16 protein-coding genes are annotated in these 14,613 nt (G+C 66.0%); 10 read left to right on the top strand and 6 right to left on the bottom strand.

From position 1 onward, the window contains the following. Positions 1-23: 23 nt before the first annotated feature. Positions 24-167 (top strand): hypothetical protein, encoded by a 144-nt coding sequence (locus Q9R31_RS17935; RefSeq protein ID WP_160141877.1) that lies wholly within the window; start codon positions 24-26, stop codon positions 165-167. Positions 168-284: 117 nt separating this feature from the next. Here Q9R31_RS17935 and Q9R31_RS17930 read toward each other — a convergent pair whose 3' ends face one another. The 4 genes from Q9R31_RS17930 to Q9R31_RS17915 all read right to left on the bottom strand — a co-directional run bounded on the left by Q9R31_RS17930 (position 285) and on the right by Q9R31_RS17915 (position 4,337). Then, entirely contained in the window at positions 285-569 is a 285-nt protein-coding gene (locus Q9R31_RS17930; protein WP_311264063.1) for a DUF427 domain-containing protein, read from the bottom strand. Positions 570-662: 93 nt separating this feature from the next. Further along, positions 663-1,022: a VOC family protein gene (locus tag Q9R31_RS17925; protein ID WP_311264062.1), complete on the bottom strand. Its 360-nt coding sequence runs from the start codon at positions 1,020-1,022 to the stop codon at positions 663-665. Positions 1,023-1,116: 94 nt separating this feature from the next. After that, positions 1,117-2,997: a pectinesterase family protein gene (locus tag Q9R31_RS17920; RefSeq protein ID WP_311264061.1), complete on the bottom strand. Its 1,881-nt coding sequence runs from the start codon at positions 2,995-2,997 to the stop codon at positions 1,117-1,119. Further along, positions 2,997-4,337, bottom strand: a complete 1,341-nt coding sequence (locus Q9R31_RS17915; RefSeq protein WP_311264060.1) for a pectate lyase — start codon at positions 4,335-4,337, stop codon at positions 2,997-2,999. The genes Q9R31_RS17920 and Q9R31_RS17915 overlap by 1 nt, the downstream gene beginning before the upstream one ends. A gap of 232 nt (positions 4,338-4,569) precedes the next feature. On the opposite strand from Q9R31_RS17915, the gene Q9R31_RS17910 reads away from it, so the two are divergent. The 7 genes from Q9R31_RS17910 to Q9R31_RS17880 all read left to right on the top strand — a co-directional run bounded on the left by Q9R31_RS17910 (position 4,570) and on the right by Q9R31_RS17880 (position 9,961). Continuing rightward, a complete protein-coding gene (locus Q9R31_RS17910) occupies positions 4,570-4,884 on the top strand; it encodes a metalloregulator ArsR/SmtB family transcription factor (protein WP_311264059.1) in 315 nt (104 codons plus the stop codon). Then, positions 4,881-5,288, top strand: coding sequence for an SRPBCC domain-containing protein (locus tag Q9R31_RS17905; protein WP_311264058.1), 408 nt, complete (start codon positions 4,881-4,883; stop codon positions 5,286-5,288). The genes Q9R31_RS17910 and Q9R31_RS17905 overlap by 4 nt, the downstream gene beginning before the upstream one ends. Before the next feature lie 115 nt (positions 5,289-5,403). Further along, positions 5,404-5,652 carry a hypothetical protein gene (locus tag Q9R31_RS17900; protein WP_311264057.1) on the top strand — a complete coding sequence of 83 codons (249 nt, stop codon included), beginning with the start codon at positions 5,404-5,406 and terminating at the stop codon, positions 5,650-5,652. A gap of 387 nt (positions 5,653-6,039) precedes the next feature. Then, positions 6,040-6,210 carry a hypothetical protein gene (locus Q9R31_RS17895; RefSeq protein WP_311264056.1) on the top strand — a complete coding sequence of 57 codons (171 nt, stop codon included), beginning with the start codon at positions 6,040-6,042 and terminating at the stop codon, positions 6,208-6,210. Positions 6,211-6,330: 120 nt separating this feature from the next. Continuing rightward, positions 6,331-7,701 (top strand): MFS transporter, encoded by a 1,371-nt coding sequence (locus Q9R31_RS17890; RefSeq protein WP_311264055.1) that lies wholly within the window; start codon positions 6,331-6,333, stop codon positions 7,699-7,701. 102 nt (positions 7,702-7,803) lie between these two features. Beyond that, positions 7,804-9,057 carry an aminopeptidase P family protein gene (locus Q9R31_RS17885; protein ID WP_311264054.1) on the top strand — a complete coding sequence of 418 codons (1,254 nt, stop codon included), beginning with the start codon at positions 7,804-7,806 and terminating at the stop codon, positions 9,055-9,057. Between the two features lie 85 nt (positions 9,058-9,142). Next, positions 9,143-9,961 carry an IclR family transcriptional regulator gene (locus tag Q9R31_RS17880; protein ID WP_311264053.1) on the top strand — a complete coding sequence of 273 codons (819 nt, stop codon included), beginning with the start codon at positions 9,143-9,145 and terminating at the stop codon, positions 9,959-9,961. Between the two features lie 2 nt (positions 9,962-9,963). Here Q9R31_RS17880 and Q9R31_RS17875 read toward each other — a convergent pair whose 3' ends face one another. Then, the gene (locus tag Q9R31_RS17875) at positions 9,964-10,206 is read right to left on the bottom strand and encodes a hypothetical protein (protein WP_311264052.1); all 243 of its coding nucleotides are present in this window, start codon (positions 10,204-10,206) and stop codon (positions 9,964-9,966) included. Between the two features lie 148 nt (positions 10,207-10,354). Then, entirely contained in the window at positions 10,355-11,920 is a 1,566-nt protein-coding gene (locus tag Q9R31_RS17870) for a PucR family transcriptional regulator ligand-binding domain-containing protein (RefSeq protein WP_311264051.1), read from the bottom strand. A gap of 106 nt (positions 11,921-12,026) precedes the next feature. Here Q9R31_RS17870 and Q9R31_RS17865 point away from each other — a divergent pair, with 106 nt between their 5' ends. Both Q9R31_RS17865 and Q9R31_RS17860 read left to right on the top strand, forming a co-directional pair. Beyond that, positions 12,027-13,577, top strand: coding sequence for a cytosine permease (locus Q9R31_RS17865; protein ID WP_311264050.1), 1,551 nt, complete (start codon positions 12,027-12,029; stop codon positions 13,575-13,577). Between the two features lie 63 nt (positions 13,578-13,640). Beyond that, the gene (locus tag Q9R31_RS17860; RefSeq protein WP_311264049.1) at positions 13,641-14,588 is read left to right on the top strand and encodes a polysaccharide deacetylase; all 948 of its coding nucleotides are present in this window, start codon (positions 13,641-13,643) and stop codon (positions 14,586-14,588) included. Positions 14,589-14,613 lie beyond the last annotated feature (25 nt).

Below are 14,613 nucleotides of genomic sequence, written 5' to 3'. Positions count from 1 at the left end.
CGGGTACGCAAGCAAGGAAAGGCGTGATTCCGATGTCCGGAAAATCCCCCAAAAGCAGCGCCGCCAAGAAAGTCGGCAAGTCAATCCTCGAAAAACGGGCCGACAAAAAAGCAAAGCATGAGAGCGGCGAACTCAACGTTGTAAAGCCCCGGAAAAACCGGCGCTGACCAGGCTGGCGGGCGGCCGGAACTCCTAGCCCGGCTGCCCGCCGCCAGGTACCTCAGCAGTGAGCCTGGAAGGACGACGGCGGGTGCCCACCCGCCGTCGTCCTTCCTGTCAGCCTGCTAGTCCTCGATGGTGACGCCGCGCCAGAACGCGATCCTGTCCTCGATGTGCTTGGCCCTGTCTTTGGGTTCGGGGTAATACCAGGCGGCGGCGTCGTTCCGCTGGCCGTCCACTTCGAGCGTGTGGTAGCTGGCCTGGCCCTTCCACGGGCAGAAGGTGTTCTTCTCGCTGTCCCGCAGATAGCCGGCGTTGACGGCCTGGCGCGGGAAGTAGTGGTTGCCCTCCACCACCACCGTGTCCGCGGATTCGGCGATAACTTTTCCGTTCCAGATGGCCCTGACCATGAGGTTCCCTTCCGTCGCTGGCGCCGCACGATGCGGTAGGTGTCGTACCGATGCCAACGGCCTGGGGCGCGGGCTTGTTCCCGGGTGGGGGAGCTACCGCGGGCTTTTGTCGATGACGCAGAACCGGTTTCCGTCCGGATCCTCCAGGACCACGAAATCAGGATCCTCCGGGTACATGTCCCAGTCCACCCGCTTGGCGCCCAGCGAGACCAGACGGTCAACCTCTGCGCCCTGGTCATCCGCATAGAGGTCCAGGTGGATCCGCGGGTGGTCCTGGACGGGCGTTTCGCTGAACTGGAGGGACAGTGCCGCGCCCGGGCCCGACGCCGGCACCAGGGTCACCCACGTATCGTCACCGGGTTCCCGGGGGACATAGCCGATGGCGCCATGCCAGAAGTTGGTGGCGGCGGCAACGTCGTTAACGCCGAGGACGATGGTTCCAATGGTCAACATCCGCCCAGCCTAATCCTGGGTCCGGCACCCTGTCCTGCCCCTGGACAGGGGAAATGCCCGACTCCTTCCCGGAACCGGGCAACCCCTTCAGCAGCTAGGCAGCCACTTCCGACGGCACCACGCTGCAGTCCGCCCTTGTACCGGCGAGCTGTGGTGCCCACCCGTCCGTTCCCTCCAGGTACGTCCTGACCGTGTACTTGCCCGCTTCAGCCCGGGGCAACTGCGGACGGTCGGGGGTAACCTGCGCGCCCGGGCCACGGTTGTTGTACTCGTGGAACCGTGCCTCCCGCCAGGAGAAGCCGCTCATGTCTGTCCACGGCGTGCCGGAGATGTGGGCGCCAAGCCAGGAATCCCGGACCAGGACCTGGGCGACGGCTTTTGGATCGCCGCTGGGGTGCCACGGCCTGCCCAGGTGGACAGTGTTCGCGGCGGCATCCGAGACAAGCCGGCACCGGTCAAAGAGGTAGCCGTACGTGATGGACAGATCCTGGCTGCCCGCCGTCACGTAGCCGTTGTTGGTGCTGGAGCCGCGGTCCAGCGACGTGATTTCGCAGCCACTGAAGACGGCGGTCCCGCGGCCGAAGATGAAGTCCACGTCGCCCTCCACATAGCAGTCCTCAAAGTAGAACCGGGCCTGGACGCCGGCACCCGGTGAGTTGACCAGCAGGGTGTCCTGGTTGCCCAACAGCCGGACGCTGGAGAGCACCGAGCGGTCGCCGGTGATGTGCAGCGCGACCGCCTGGCGGTCCTTCATCCCCATGTTGGCGGCCTCGTCGAAATCGTTGCTGATGGTCAGGTTCCGGGCCACGAAGTCCGGCCCGTCAATCCGGACGGACGCGCTGCCGGAGGTGCCGAAGTTCCCGCTGCCGTCCGGCTTGGGCGTGCCGGACGCGTTGTGGAAGACCAGCACCACGTCCTCCGGCCGTCCGCCCTGGCCGACGAAGGAGATCCGGGGCTTGTCCGCCGGGACCCGTACGGCTTCCCGGTAGGTGCCGGGCTGGATCCTGACGACTGTCCGCTGGAGGCTGCCCGGAGGGACGGAATCGACGGCGGCCTGCACGGTCGCGAACGTCCGGCCGGGTCCGACGTCGAGCGTCACCGGGACGTCAACGGGCCGCTCGGCCGGCCAGTACATGTCCAGCAGCGGGGCCGCGGCGGCGTCGATGTCCGGGAAGTAGCCCGGCGGGACGATCTCCTTGGACTGCAGCTCACGCGCGACGAGGCGGGCCACGGCCAGCGCACCGGCGCCCTGGAAATGCGTGTTGTCCTCCGAACCCTGCGGATACTGCGGGTGCTCACCGGGAGCCAGGAAAAGGAACTGCGACTTGGTTCCTTCCGGCCCCAGCTGCTGCCAGAGCTCCTTGGAGGACGCCGTGAGGTCCACCAGGGGAGTGCCGGACGCCGCGGCGAGTTCCCGGACAGCCTGCGGATACGCTCCATGGGAGTCCTTCGCGTTGCCGAACGAATCGAAACGGCGGCGTTCCACCGGGGTGACCAGCACAGGCTTGCCCCCGCGTGCCCTGGCCCCGGCGATATACCGGCCCAGGTACTCCTTGAAAGTGGTGTCGGGGAGCGTTCCACGGGCAGGATCCGCCACTTTTTCGTCGTTGTGCCCGAAGGAGATCAGCAGGTAGTCGCCCGCCTGCATCAGGGCCAGCACCCGGTCCAGCAGCCCGGCGTCGGCGTAGCTCTTGGAGGAGGCGCCGGACCACGCGTAGTCAAAGACGGTTGCCTGCGGGCCCAGCAGGAGTGGCAGGGCCTGTCCCCAGCCGGCGCGGGGGCGTTCGGACTGCTGGTAGGCCGACGACGTCGAGTCCCCGACCACGAAGATGACCGGTTTGGTGCGGGGTGTCGCGGGGTCTTGGCCGGCTTGGGCGAACGCCGCCGCCATCCCCGTACCCGGGAAGGCCGCGGCCCCTGCGGTGAGTGCCAGCGCGGTCAGGACGCTGCGGCGGCTGGGCAGGACGGCAGCCATCAGAGCTCGCCCTCGGCCGTGAAGACCGGTCCCGTGGAGTCCTTGAGCAGCGCCGGCACGGCCTGGGCCGGGTGGACCTGGGTGCGCAGGGCAGGCGTCCAGGACGTATCCTCGGCCAGCTGGTCCGCGGGTACCGCGGCGGCGTTGTACTCGGCGCGCAGGTCGGTGATCTTGCCGTTGACCGCATTGGCGATGGTGGTGATGGCCGTCCCCTTGTAGCGGCCGATGATGTCCGCGGTGTCGATACCGGCCGGAAGTGTGAACGCGTTCGCTTCTGCGTAAAGGTGTGAGCTGAACCCGGCGCCCAGGCTGTATTCATAAGGAATTGCGCTGTCCTGGGTGACCTTGAAGTGGTTGTTGTACACATCCACCTGGCCGAACCGGACGCGTGGGGCGCGCTGGCCCACGTTTTCGAAGACGTTGTGGTGGATGGTGACCCGCAGCTTGCCGGGGTCCCCGCGCGTGGGTGAATCGGTGGAGCCGATCAGGAGCAGCTTGTCGTGCTCCGAGAACCGGTTGTAGGACATCGTGACCAGGTCCGAGCCGTTGGTGACATCGACGGCGCCGTCATGCACCTGGTAGGGGCGTCCGAAGTACAGCGGCTGGGAGCTGTCCAGGTTGGGGGCGTCCGTGAAGGCCGAGTGGTCGATCCAGACGTGCGTGGCCTTGTTGATGACCTGCAGCAGGTCGTACTCGCTGTTCCAGTTGCCCTCGGTGCCGTCCGTTGGGTCCCAGGCCGGGAAGCAATCGGACGCATCCCGAAGGGTAAGGTTGCGAACGATCACGTTGGTGGCGCCGTTGACGCGGAGGGCTGCGCCCTTGATGCTGCTGTCCGGCGTGGCGCCAACAATAGTGGTGTTGCTCGGGATGTCCCACCTGATGGTCTTCGCCTGGTTTGCTGCAGCGATACGCCTTGCGTCCTCCTGTGGGCCGGAAGGCTTCTGGCTGCGGCCGTAAGCGGCCGGATCGAAGTCCTGAAGGTACTGCTCCAGGCTGTAACCGGTGCCTGCAGCGTAGTCTTCGCAGGTAAGCAGGGAACCGTCCGTGGCCGTGTTGGCATCGATGCTTCCATGGATCCGGACGATTTTGGTCTGGCTTCCGGCAGCGAAGGCGGCCAGCAGTTCTGCCTTGGTGGAGACGTCGTAGACGTTTGCGGCTTCTGCCGCCGATCCGCCCGTGGTCCCCGTGCCCTCGGATGCCCAGCCGTTTCCCGCTGGGAGAATCTGGCGCTCAAGGGGGACCTGGGAGGTCTGGGCCGTGGGATCCGCTGCCGGGTTTGGCGAGGCACCTGCCGGTCCGGCAATGAGGAGTGCTCCCGCCACGGCGATGGCTGCAGACATGGATAAGTGCGTACTGCTTCTTCGCATGTTCTCTCTTCCGTCATTGGAATGAACAGCGCTCCCGTCCGGGGCCGCTTTGCCGCCGGAGGCTGTGAGCGCTGACAAGGACCCTACCGAGAAACCGCTTTCTCAGCAATAGAAGAGGCGGATGTTTCTGGAGTGGCTGGAGTGCGCGCCGGGCAAACTCCTGGGCGGTTGATATGTCGGGAATTTCCGACATATACTTGACGCTGTGCTTCCCGATGTCTTTGCTGCCGTATCCAATCCGGCGCGGCGCGTCATCCTGGATGAGCTGCGCCAGGGTCCCCGGACGGCGGGTGAGCTCACCGGGCTGCTGGACGTCAGCCGTCCGGCCGCATCCGAACACCTTGCAGTCCTTCGCGAGGCGGGGCTGGTCCGGGAGGAGCGGCAGGGCCGGAACAGGGTGTACCACCTCCAGCCTGCCGCGCTTGCCGAGATCGGCGGCTGGGTGAAGCACTTCGAGCACTACTGGAACCAGCGGGTTGATGCGCTGGCAGACCTTCTGGACGAGGAGAATCCGTCATGACCGAGAATGCCATCCGGCTGGAACGCCGCTTTCCGCACCCCGCCACGGCGGTCTGGGCAGCACTGACCACGCCGGAACTGCTGGCCCGCTGGTGGGCGCCCGGCGACATCGCACCCGTGGTGGGCCATCGCTTCACGATGGACATGGACGCATGGGGGCATCAGCAGTGCGAGGTCCTCACCGTGGACCCGGGGACATCCATCAGCTTCCTCTTTTCCGAAGGCCAGCTGGACACCACCATCACCTGGCGGCTCGAGCCCGTCGACGGCGGCACCCTCCTCCACTTCGAACACGCGGGCTTCCAGCTCGACACCCCGATGGGCCGGCATGCGGTCGAAGGCATGGGCAACGGCTGGCCAGGCCTGTTGGCCCGCATTGACGGCATCCTCGCCGGCGTCTCCTGACCCCTGGGGAACGGGCGACGGCGCAGGGACGACGGCGGGACGCGCCCGCCGTCGTCCGTTCCCTTTGGCTCCTTCCGCCCGTTTACCGCCGGAAGCAGAAGGGTAACCATGGAGTATGACTGATTCCGGAGCTGGCGGCGCAAACGACCCCTTTGACGGCAACGACGAGATCGTGGCCGGAACCGAGCATCACGAGACTCCTGAAAGCATTGCGGAGGATGTGCGGCACGAAATCCAGCTGGGCCACGTCCAGGACGATGTAACCCACGTCCTTGAGGAGCGGTTCGAGGAAGCGGGCATTGAGGCCCGCCCCGAAGAAGTGGAAGACCTCGCCGAAGAAATCGAGCGGGACGCATCCAGCTGAACAAAGCCGGGCGGGCCTGAAACGGCGGGTAACAACCTGGACCAGTGCGCTGGCCGTGTTGGGCGCATGGCTCCAAGGAGTCATACCGGTGGTCCAGGTGGCCCGTCCCTCAGCGCGCTGCTCCGTGCTTAGGGCCAGTCGGCCCGGGTGAAGCGTACCGGGCTCCTGAGCGTGAGAAGGCAGTCGGACGTCCACTCGGCGACATTGCCCTGTGCGTCCAAGGAATTCGGCGCTGCGACCTGAGGCGCGTCCTGGATCCCGCCGTCTTGAAGAGCTTCAACGGTGCTTTTCACTTATCCCCCTTGGCAAGCTTGTGTGCCCACATTAGGCACCCCGCAAGGCCAACGGAAGAGGGTTAATCCACCAGCGGGATAAACTTCGCAAATCTTGAGGAACACGCTGATCGCTGCCCCAAACGGCTGCCGAAGGGCTGCATTGGCAGCCTTTCCCGATCCAGCGCGGCTGCAATTAGCTCACCGTTTTATTGAAACTCTGTTGCTTGAAATGCAACTATCGTGGCCGCTGATTGCCTTGTTCGTCGGCGCGCTCGCACTCTAAGGAACGGTCGAAGGCCCGGCAGATTGTTTTCCTGAGGCTATTGACTGTGTTGCGTATCACGACCTATCTTGAAACAACCACGTTGCAACAGATGCAACTCTTACTTTTACTGGTGGTTTCATGAGTAACGAATCAAGCTCACCCGTCGCAGGAGTCATTGGCAATGACGCCAACGCTCCTGGCCAGGCGGGCCCCGGCACGGACAGCACCGCGGTCAGCAAGGATGTACGGCGCCGGGTGGTCACGGCGAGTTTCATTGGGAACTTCGTCGAATGGTTCGACTACGCCGTGTACGGCTACCTCGCTGCCGTTATTTCCTCGGTCTTCTTTCCGGAAGCAGACCGGCAGAGCGCGCTCCTGGCAACCTTCGGCGTCTTTGCCGTTTCCTTCTTCGTCCGTCCCCTGGGCGGCTTCTTCTGGGGCCACATCGGCGACAAACTCGGCAGGCGCAAAGCGCTGTCATTGTCCATCGTCATCATGTCCGTCTCCACCTTCTGCATCGCCCTTATCCCCGGCTACGGAACCATCGGCATGCTGGCACCGGTCCTACTGCTCCTGGTCCGCGTGGTCCAGGGGTTCTCGGCGTCCGGGGAATATGCAGGCGCCTCAGCCTTCCTGGTGGAATACGCCCCGGCCAACCGCCGCGGACTCTACGCCGCGGTGGTGCCGGCCAGCACCGCAGCGGGCCTGCTCCTGGGTTCACTGATCGCGGCACTCCTCAGCTCGGTGCTCAGTAGCGAACAGCTGCACGACTGGGGCTGGCGGCTGCCGTTCCTCCTGGCCGCCCCCATGGGCCTGATTGGCCGCTACATCCGGACCAGACTGGAGGACACCCCGGCCTTCCGCGCCCTGGCTGAGCAGGAGGAGTCGGTGCCCAAAGCTCCCGCACTGGCCATGTTCCGGACCTACCGCAAGCAGCTGGTCATCGCCTGCGGGGCGGTGCTGCTCAACGCCGTCGGCTTCTACGTCATCCTCAGCTACATGCCCACCTACCTGTCGGAGGAACTGGGCTTCGGGCCCACCGAGTCCTTCCTGGCCACCACCATCGCCCTGGCCAGCTACATCGGCTTCATCTTCCTGACAGGCATGGCCTCGGACCGGTTCGGCCGTAAACGCATGCTCATCACCGCCTCCGTCCTGTTCATGCTCCTGACCGTCCCCGCCTTCATGCTGCTGGACACCGGCAACTTCCTGGTGATCGTCCTGGTCCAGATCCTGCTCGGCGGCATGCTGACCCTCAACGACGGAACCCTGCCCAGCTTCCTCGCCGAACTGTTCCCCACCAAGGTCCGGTACAGCGGCTTCGCCGTCAGCTTCAACTTGTCCAACGCCCTGTTCGGCGGAACCGCGCCCTTCATGGCCACCCTGCTGATCGGCCTGACGCAGAGCAAGCTGGCACCCGGCTGGTACCTCGTAGCAGCCTCCGCCGTGTCCCTGGCGGCCGTGCTGTTCGCCGCCGAAACGTCGCGGAAGCCCCTCAGGCACCTCTGAAGAAACCAGAGACCCCTAAACCAACCCCTTCCAGAAAACACCAACTGCAGCACCTCAAACTGCCCCGGCAGCAGCTGCATCCATTAGAAAGGCACCACCTTCGTGACTATCACCGCCGACAACGCCTCCTCCATCGCCGAACTCGAGCGCCTCAAGGTCCTCCACATTGGCTCCAAGGGCAAGCTCACGTTCTCCGACGCTGAGTTCGAGCGCCGCCTGGACGGCCTCCGCCGGATCATGGCCGCCAAGGACCTGGACGCAGTCATCCTGACCAGCTACCACGGCATCAAGTACTACTCCGACTTCCTGTACACCACCTTCGGCCGCAACTACGCCCTGGTGGTCACCGCGGATGACTCCGTCACCGTCACAGCCAACATCGACGCCGGTATGCCCTGGCGCACCTCCTACGGCGAGAACATCGTCTACACCGACTGGCGCCGGGACAACTTCTACTTCGGCCTGCAGGAGGCACTGCGCCAGCGCGGCGTCAAGGCCGCCCGCCTGGGCGTCGAAGACGACTTCCTCCCGGGCCTTACCCGCGAGAAGATCGCTGCCGCCTTCCCGGGCGCCGAACTCCTGGACGTCTCGCAGGACGCCATGCGCCAGCGGATGATCAAGTCCGCAGAGGAAATCGAGGTCATCAAGCACGGCGCCCGCATCGGCGACCTGGGCGGCGAGGCCATCCGCAACGCCATCCGGGAGGGTATCACCGAGTACGAGGTTGCGCTCATCGGCACCGAAGCCATGGTGCACGAAATCGCCAGGACCTTCCCTGACCGTGAGGTCCGCGACACCTGGGTGTGGTTCCAGTCCGGCATCAACACCGACGGCGCCCACAACTGGGCCACCACCCGGAAGCTGCAGCAGGGTGACATCCTTTCGCTGAACTGCTTCCCGATGACCTCCGGCTACTACACGGCCCTGGAGCGCACCCTCTTCCTGGGCCAGCCGGACGAACGATCCCTGGAACTGTGGAACATCAACGTCGAGGTGCACCGCCGCGGCCTGGAACTCATCAAGCCCGGCGCCGTCTGCAAGGACATCGCCGCAGAACTCAACGAGATCTACATCAGCCACGGGCTGCTGGCCAACCGCACCTTCGGCTACGGCCACTCGTTCGGCGTCCTCAGCCACTACTACGGCCGCGAAGCCGGCCTGGAGCTGCGCGAGGACATCGACACCGTGCTGGAACCCGGCATGGTGGTGTCCATGGAACCGATGATCACGGTGGCGGACGGCCTGCCCGGCGCCGGCGGCTACCGCGAACACGACATCCTGGTCATCGGCGAGGACACAGTGGAGAACATCACCAAGTTCCCGTTCGGCCCGGAACACAACATCATCCAGGCATAACTGGCTGAACAGCCAAAGCGGCGCCGTGGGCCACGGCGCCGCTTTCGGCGTCTGCCGCCAACGATGAGGAAAGATGGTGTCCACCATGACTCCTGCAACAACCCCCGAAACCAGCGGCGCCGGCACCAACGGCGGGACGGACGCCAAAGGCGCCTCCGTCGTCGTCAATGCCATCGCCGTCCTGCGCACCTTCACCGCGGACGAACCGCTGCTGGGCGTCACCGAAATCGCCAACCGCGTCGGCATGCACAAGAGCAGCGTCTCCCGGATCCTGGCCACCTTCGAGCAGGAAAACCTGGTGGAACGGGACCCGGAAACCAAGCGGTTCCGGCTGGGCCTGGGGCTCATCGCCGTCGCCGGACCGCTGCTGGCCGAGATGGAAGAACGGCGCGTGGCGTACCCCGTCCTGCGGCAACTGACCGAGCAGACAGGGGAGACCAGTGCGCTGATGCTGTGGAACGGGGACGAGGCAATCTGCGTGGAGCAGATCGCCAGCCACCACCAGATCAAGCACACCACGCCCCTTGGCGCCCGTTACCGGGACGCCATGAGCGCCTCTGTCCAGGTGTTTCTCTCCACCCTGCCGGCCGAGCGGGTGCGGGAGCTGCTGCGCAGCGGAACCATCACATTTCCAGGACTGGACGACGCCGGACTGGCGGCTTACGAAGCCAGGCTCCAGGACGTGGCGCAACGGGGATGGGCGGGAAACTACGGCGAATCGTCCATGGACGAGGTGGGCGTCGCCGCCCCGGTCCGCGACCACCGCGGCGACGTGGTGGCTGCCGTCCTGATCCCCGCCCCCCGTTTCCGGGTATCGAAGGAACAGTTCGAAAGCCTCGCTGAGACGTGCGTGGCCGCTGCGGCCAAGGTATCCACCCGCTTGGGCGGCAGGCCGGCAACCTGACTCTAGGATTCGACGAGCGTCAGGATGGTTTCCGGGCGGACGCCGTCGGATTTCATCGCATCGGCTGCAGCTTCCGACTCCATCATCCGCTGGAACGTGTCCATGTCCGGGACATCGACGATCAGGCCTACACGGTTGGTCTTCGCCGGATCAGTGAACGTTCGAACGGTGATGCCCGCGGGCCCGAAGATTTCTTCCCGTTTTGAGGAACTGAGCCAGTGCTCAACGTCATCGACCTCGTGCATGATTACCAGCGTTGGCATCGTTGCCCCTGCTTTCTGAAGTTTCGTCAGAAGCCGAACGGGAGAGGACCCGCGTCAGGACATCCTGATCACCCGAAACCTAGCATGACCTCGATCGCAGGGCCAGAGACCGAAGACACCGATTCACATGTCACGGCAGCCCGGCCATCCGCGCCGCCAGATGCAGCGCCGCGAGCCGCCCGGTCCCGCGCGGATCGCCGCCGCACAGCTCGAAAATCCGCTGCAGCCTGTGGTGCATCGACTGCCGCTCCAGGTGCAGTTCCCGTGCGGACTGCGCCGTGTTGCAGCCTGAGTCCAGCCACACCTGCAGGGTCTCCAGCAGCTGGGACTGCCGCTGCGCATCATGCTCAAGGACTGCCCGCAACTGCCGGTTGACAAACGCCTCGCGGGCCGAGCCGTCGAGGCAGGTCAGGGAGAGGCTCTCCACGGCCGCGTCGTCGGCGTCCACCACCACCAGGCCGCGGGCCGGGAAACGCCTGCGCGCCGACGCGTTCCGGCGCCGGATCTGGCGCACTTCCAGGGTGCGGCGCGCTTCAGCAAGCGACCAGGCAGCCCCGGCAACGCCACCTGTCAGCGGACCCGCGGCGATCACCGCATCGTGGTCCCCCTCCAGGCCGCGGAGCGATTCCAGGAGCTGCCGTCGTTCACCGGCAGTATCAGTGCACGGCAGGCCAATCATCACCACCAGCTCGGCGTCGTCCAGGTACGCGGCACAGGGGATGCGGCGTGAGCTAAGGAAAGTTTCGACGGCGCCACGCAGCTCCTGCGGCGACGCCGCGTGGATTGCCGCCACCACGGCGGGGGAGTCCGTGGGAAAGCCCGCAGCCGGGGCCAGCTGCTCAAGGCGCCACTCCGGAGCGGAGTGCAGTACGGCCCGCATCAGTTCGGCGCCGGCCAGGGCGTGCAGTCCGGGAGGGGTGTGCTGCAGCAGCGCCAGGCCCAGGATGTCCACGGCGCGTTCCCCGGCCACCTGCGCCATTGCCAGGTCCGCAACATCCGGCACCCGCACCTCGAGCCGGCCCATGAGGACCCCGCGCACGGGGATGTCCACGCTGACCACTGTTTCGCCCGCGGCCCCGGAAACCAAGCGCTGCCCGCCTGCCTGCTCGTCGCCGTCGTCCTCCCAATCCTCAGGCGCCGCGCTGCCCATGGTGACACCCCAGGGGGAGGTGAGCTTGCAGGCGGAACCGGTGATGCCTGCCAGCACGCCCAGGATCTTGTCGAGCGACGCCCCGTGGGCCAGCTCCGCCGCCATGGCACGCGTGGCGGCGTCGGCCTGCTGCAGGTGCCCTACGGACTCGCTGACCAGCATGGAGTTGATGGCCTGCATGACGCCCACAAACGGCACCACCTTGCGCAGCTCCACCACCGGAAGGCCGTATTCCTCAGCCTTTTCGAGCATGTCGGCAGGGATTTCCGGCAGGGCACCACCAGTCTCGATGGCGAGCGCCGCAACGCCGCGCTGGGCCAGTTCACGGACGTAGTTTTCGCGTTTGGCAGGCGTGGCCGTGGCCAGCGTGATCCCCCCGCAAAGCAGCAGTTCGCCGCCCCGGAGCAGGGGAGCGATATCCAGTACCTCACTGGAGTGGACCCAGCGGACCGGCTGTTCGTCAATCAGCACGCCCTGCGGATGGACCACGGGGTCGGCGGCGGCGAGCGCGGGGTGGGCGAGTATTTCGCCAAGAAGCAGTGACACGACATTCCGTAACGTAATAGGAGAATCTATTCGACATATCGTATCTTGTTCCTTGTGATCAGGGCCACATAACCTTTTGGTACTTATCCACCTCACGGAGGCCCCCATGCAAGAAAAGCTTTCACCAGCCACGCACGGCCAACCCGGCCAGGCCACGCAGGACCACAACGCCGTGGACCACGAAGCCTGGCTCCAGCCCATTCCCGAATCAGCACGAACCCGCAAGGTATCCGGCCAGTTCTGGATCTGGGCGGGCGCCAACCTGGCCCCCATCAACTGGGTGCTGGGGGCACTCGGCATCCAGCTGGGGCTCGGGCTGGCGGACACCGTCACCGTCCTGGTCCTGGGCAACCTGATCGGCATGCTGCTCTTTGGCTGCTTCGTCCTCCTGGGCCAGAAGACCGGCGCCACCGGCATGGTCCTGGCCCGGGCGGCCTTCGGACGGCGCGGCAACTACTTGCCGGCCGCCATCCAGGCCCTGCTGGTCATCGGCTGGTGCGCGGTGAACACCTGGATCATCCTGGACCTGGTTATGGCCCTCTTCGGAACCCTCGGCTGGGTTGACCCGGACGCCCCCAACTACGGCTGGAAGATCGGCGTCGCCACCTTCATCATGGCCCTGCAGGTGGCCATCGCCTGGTTCGGCTACAAGGCCATCGCCGCCTTCGAAAAATGGACCGTACCGCCCACCATCCTCATCCTGGCCGTCATGTCCGCCGTCGCCTGGTTCGGCATGGACATCGACTGGGGCTACGCCGGACCGGCCGGCGCCATCCTGGAAGGCTCCGAGCGCATCGCCGCCATGAGCGCCGTCATGACCGCCATCGGAATCGGCTGGGGCATCACCTGGTTCACCTACGCCGCGGACTACTCCCGGTTTGTCAGCACGAGCGTCCCCAAGAAGAAGGTCTACCTGGCCTCCGTGCTGGGCCAGTTCATCCCGGTGGTCTGGCTCGGTGTCCTCGGCGCCAGCCTGGCAACCAACAGCGGCGAAATCGACCCCGGCAAGCTGATCGTCCTGAACTTCGGCGCCATGGCGCTGCCGGTGCTGCTCATGGTGCTCCACGGCCCCATCGCCACCAACATCCTGAACATCTACACCTTCTCCGTGGCCACCCAGGCGCTGGACATCTCCATCAGCCGCCGCAAGCTCAACCTGTTCGTCGGCGTCTTCTCGCTCGCCGCCGTCGTCTTCTTCATCTTCCAGGAGGACTTCGCCGCGGTCCTCGACGCCTGGCTGATCGGCCTGGTGGCCTGGGTGGCCGCCTGGGGCGGCATCATGCTGGTGCACTACTTCTGGCTGGACAAGCGCTGGCCCGGTGAGCCGGACCGCCTGTTCGACGCGGTGGGCACCAAGCGGCTGCCTGGCGTCAACTGGGCCGGCGTCACCGCCCTCGTGGCCGGCATCTTCGCCACCTGGCTGTTCATGTACGGACTCATCCCCATCATGCAGGGCCCCATCGCAGTGGCCCTGGGCGGATGGGACCTGTCCTGGCTGGCCGGCGGACTGACCAGCGCCGGGGTGTACGCCATCCTCGGGCCACGGCAGCACATCCGCTACCTTGCCTTGGAGCCCCGCACCCCGCAGGAGGCGGACGCCGCTTCCGGAGCGGACGGCACGGCGGCGGACAGCACGCCTGCCCTTCCCGCTCTCTAAGCCGCCCCACCCCTCTTCCCTAAGACCCTGGCGGGCGCACTGCGCCCGCCGAAAGGATTTCCCGTGAACCAGCCCGCCATCGCGGACCCACTGCACCCGATCACCTGGCCGGACGGCGCCAAGGCTGCTGCATCGTTCACCTTCGATGTGGACGCCGAGTCCTGCACCATCGCCCACGACCCCGCCAGCACCCGCCGCATGTCGCTGATGAGCCACCAGTCCTACGGACCCAAAGTCGCGGTGCCGCGGCTGCTGGCGATCCTGGCCCGCCAGGACATCCGGGCCACCTTCTTCATCCCCGGCTTTACCGCCGAGTCCTACCCGGACGTGGTGCGGCGGATCGTGGACGGCGGGCACGAGGTGGCGCACCACGGCTACCTGCACGAACCCATGCAGGGCATCGATGCCGCCACCGAAGCCGGCTACATCGACCGTGGCCTGGAGGCCCTGGCCAGGGTGGCCGGAGTCCGGCCGGTGGGCTACCGGGCGCCGTGGTGGGAGCTGAACTGGCATTCCCCAGGCCTGCTGGCCGACCGTGGTTTCCTTTATGATTCCAGCCTGCTCGACGGCGACGCCCCCTACCGCTTCGCCGTCGCCGCCGATGATCCCCGGGACATCGTGGAAATTCCCGTGGACTGGGCCCTTGACGACTGGGAGCAGTACGCGTTCTACCCCGGGGTGACGGGCAGCGGGGTGATTGAGAGTCCGGCCAAGGTCCTGGAGATGTGGACCCTGGAAGCCGAGGCCCACCACTCCCAGGGCAGCTGCTTCGTGCTGACCAACCACCCGTTCATCTCCGGCCGGCCATCGAAGGCCGTGGCGCTGGAACAACTCATCGAGCGGGTGAAGGCCATGGACGGCATGTGGGTGGCCACGATGGAACAGATTGGCCGGCACACGAAGGCCACGGTCCCCGAGGTCCACACCCACGCGCGGATTGACGTGCCGGTATTCCCGGGCGCGGGTGCACAGTTCCAGTCGGCCGTGGTGCGGCAGGGGGTGCTGGCCTAGTCTTCCCGGGCATCATGTCTGGCCG

The sequence above is a fragment of the Pseudarthrobacter sp. BRE9 genome, from assembly GCF_031844305.1.
Classification (GTDB): Bacteria; Actinomycetota; Actinomycetes; order Actinomycetales; family Micrococcaceae; genus Arthrobacter.
This window is presented reverse-complemented; position numbering and strand designations above follow the sequence as displayed.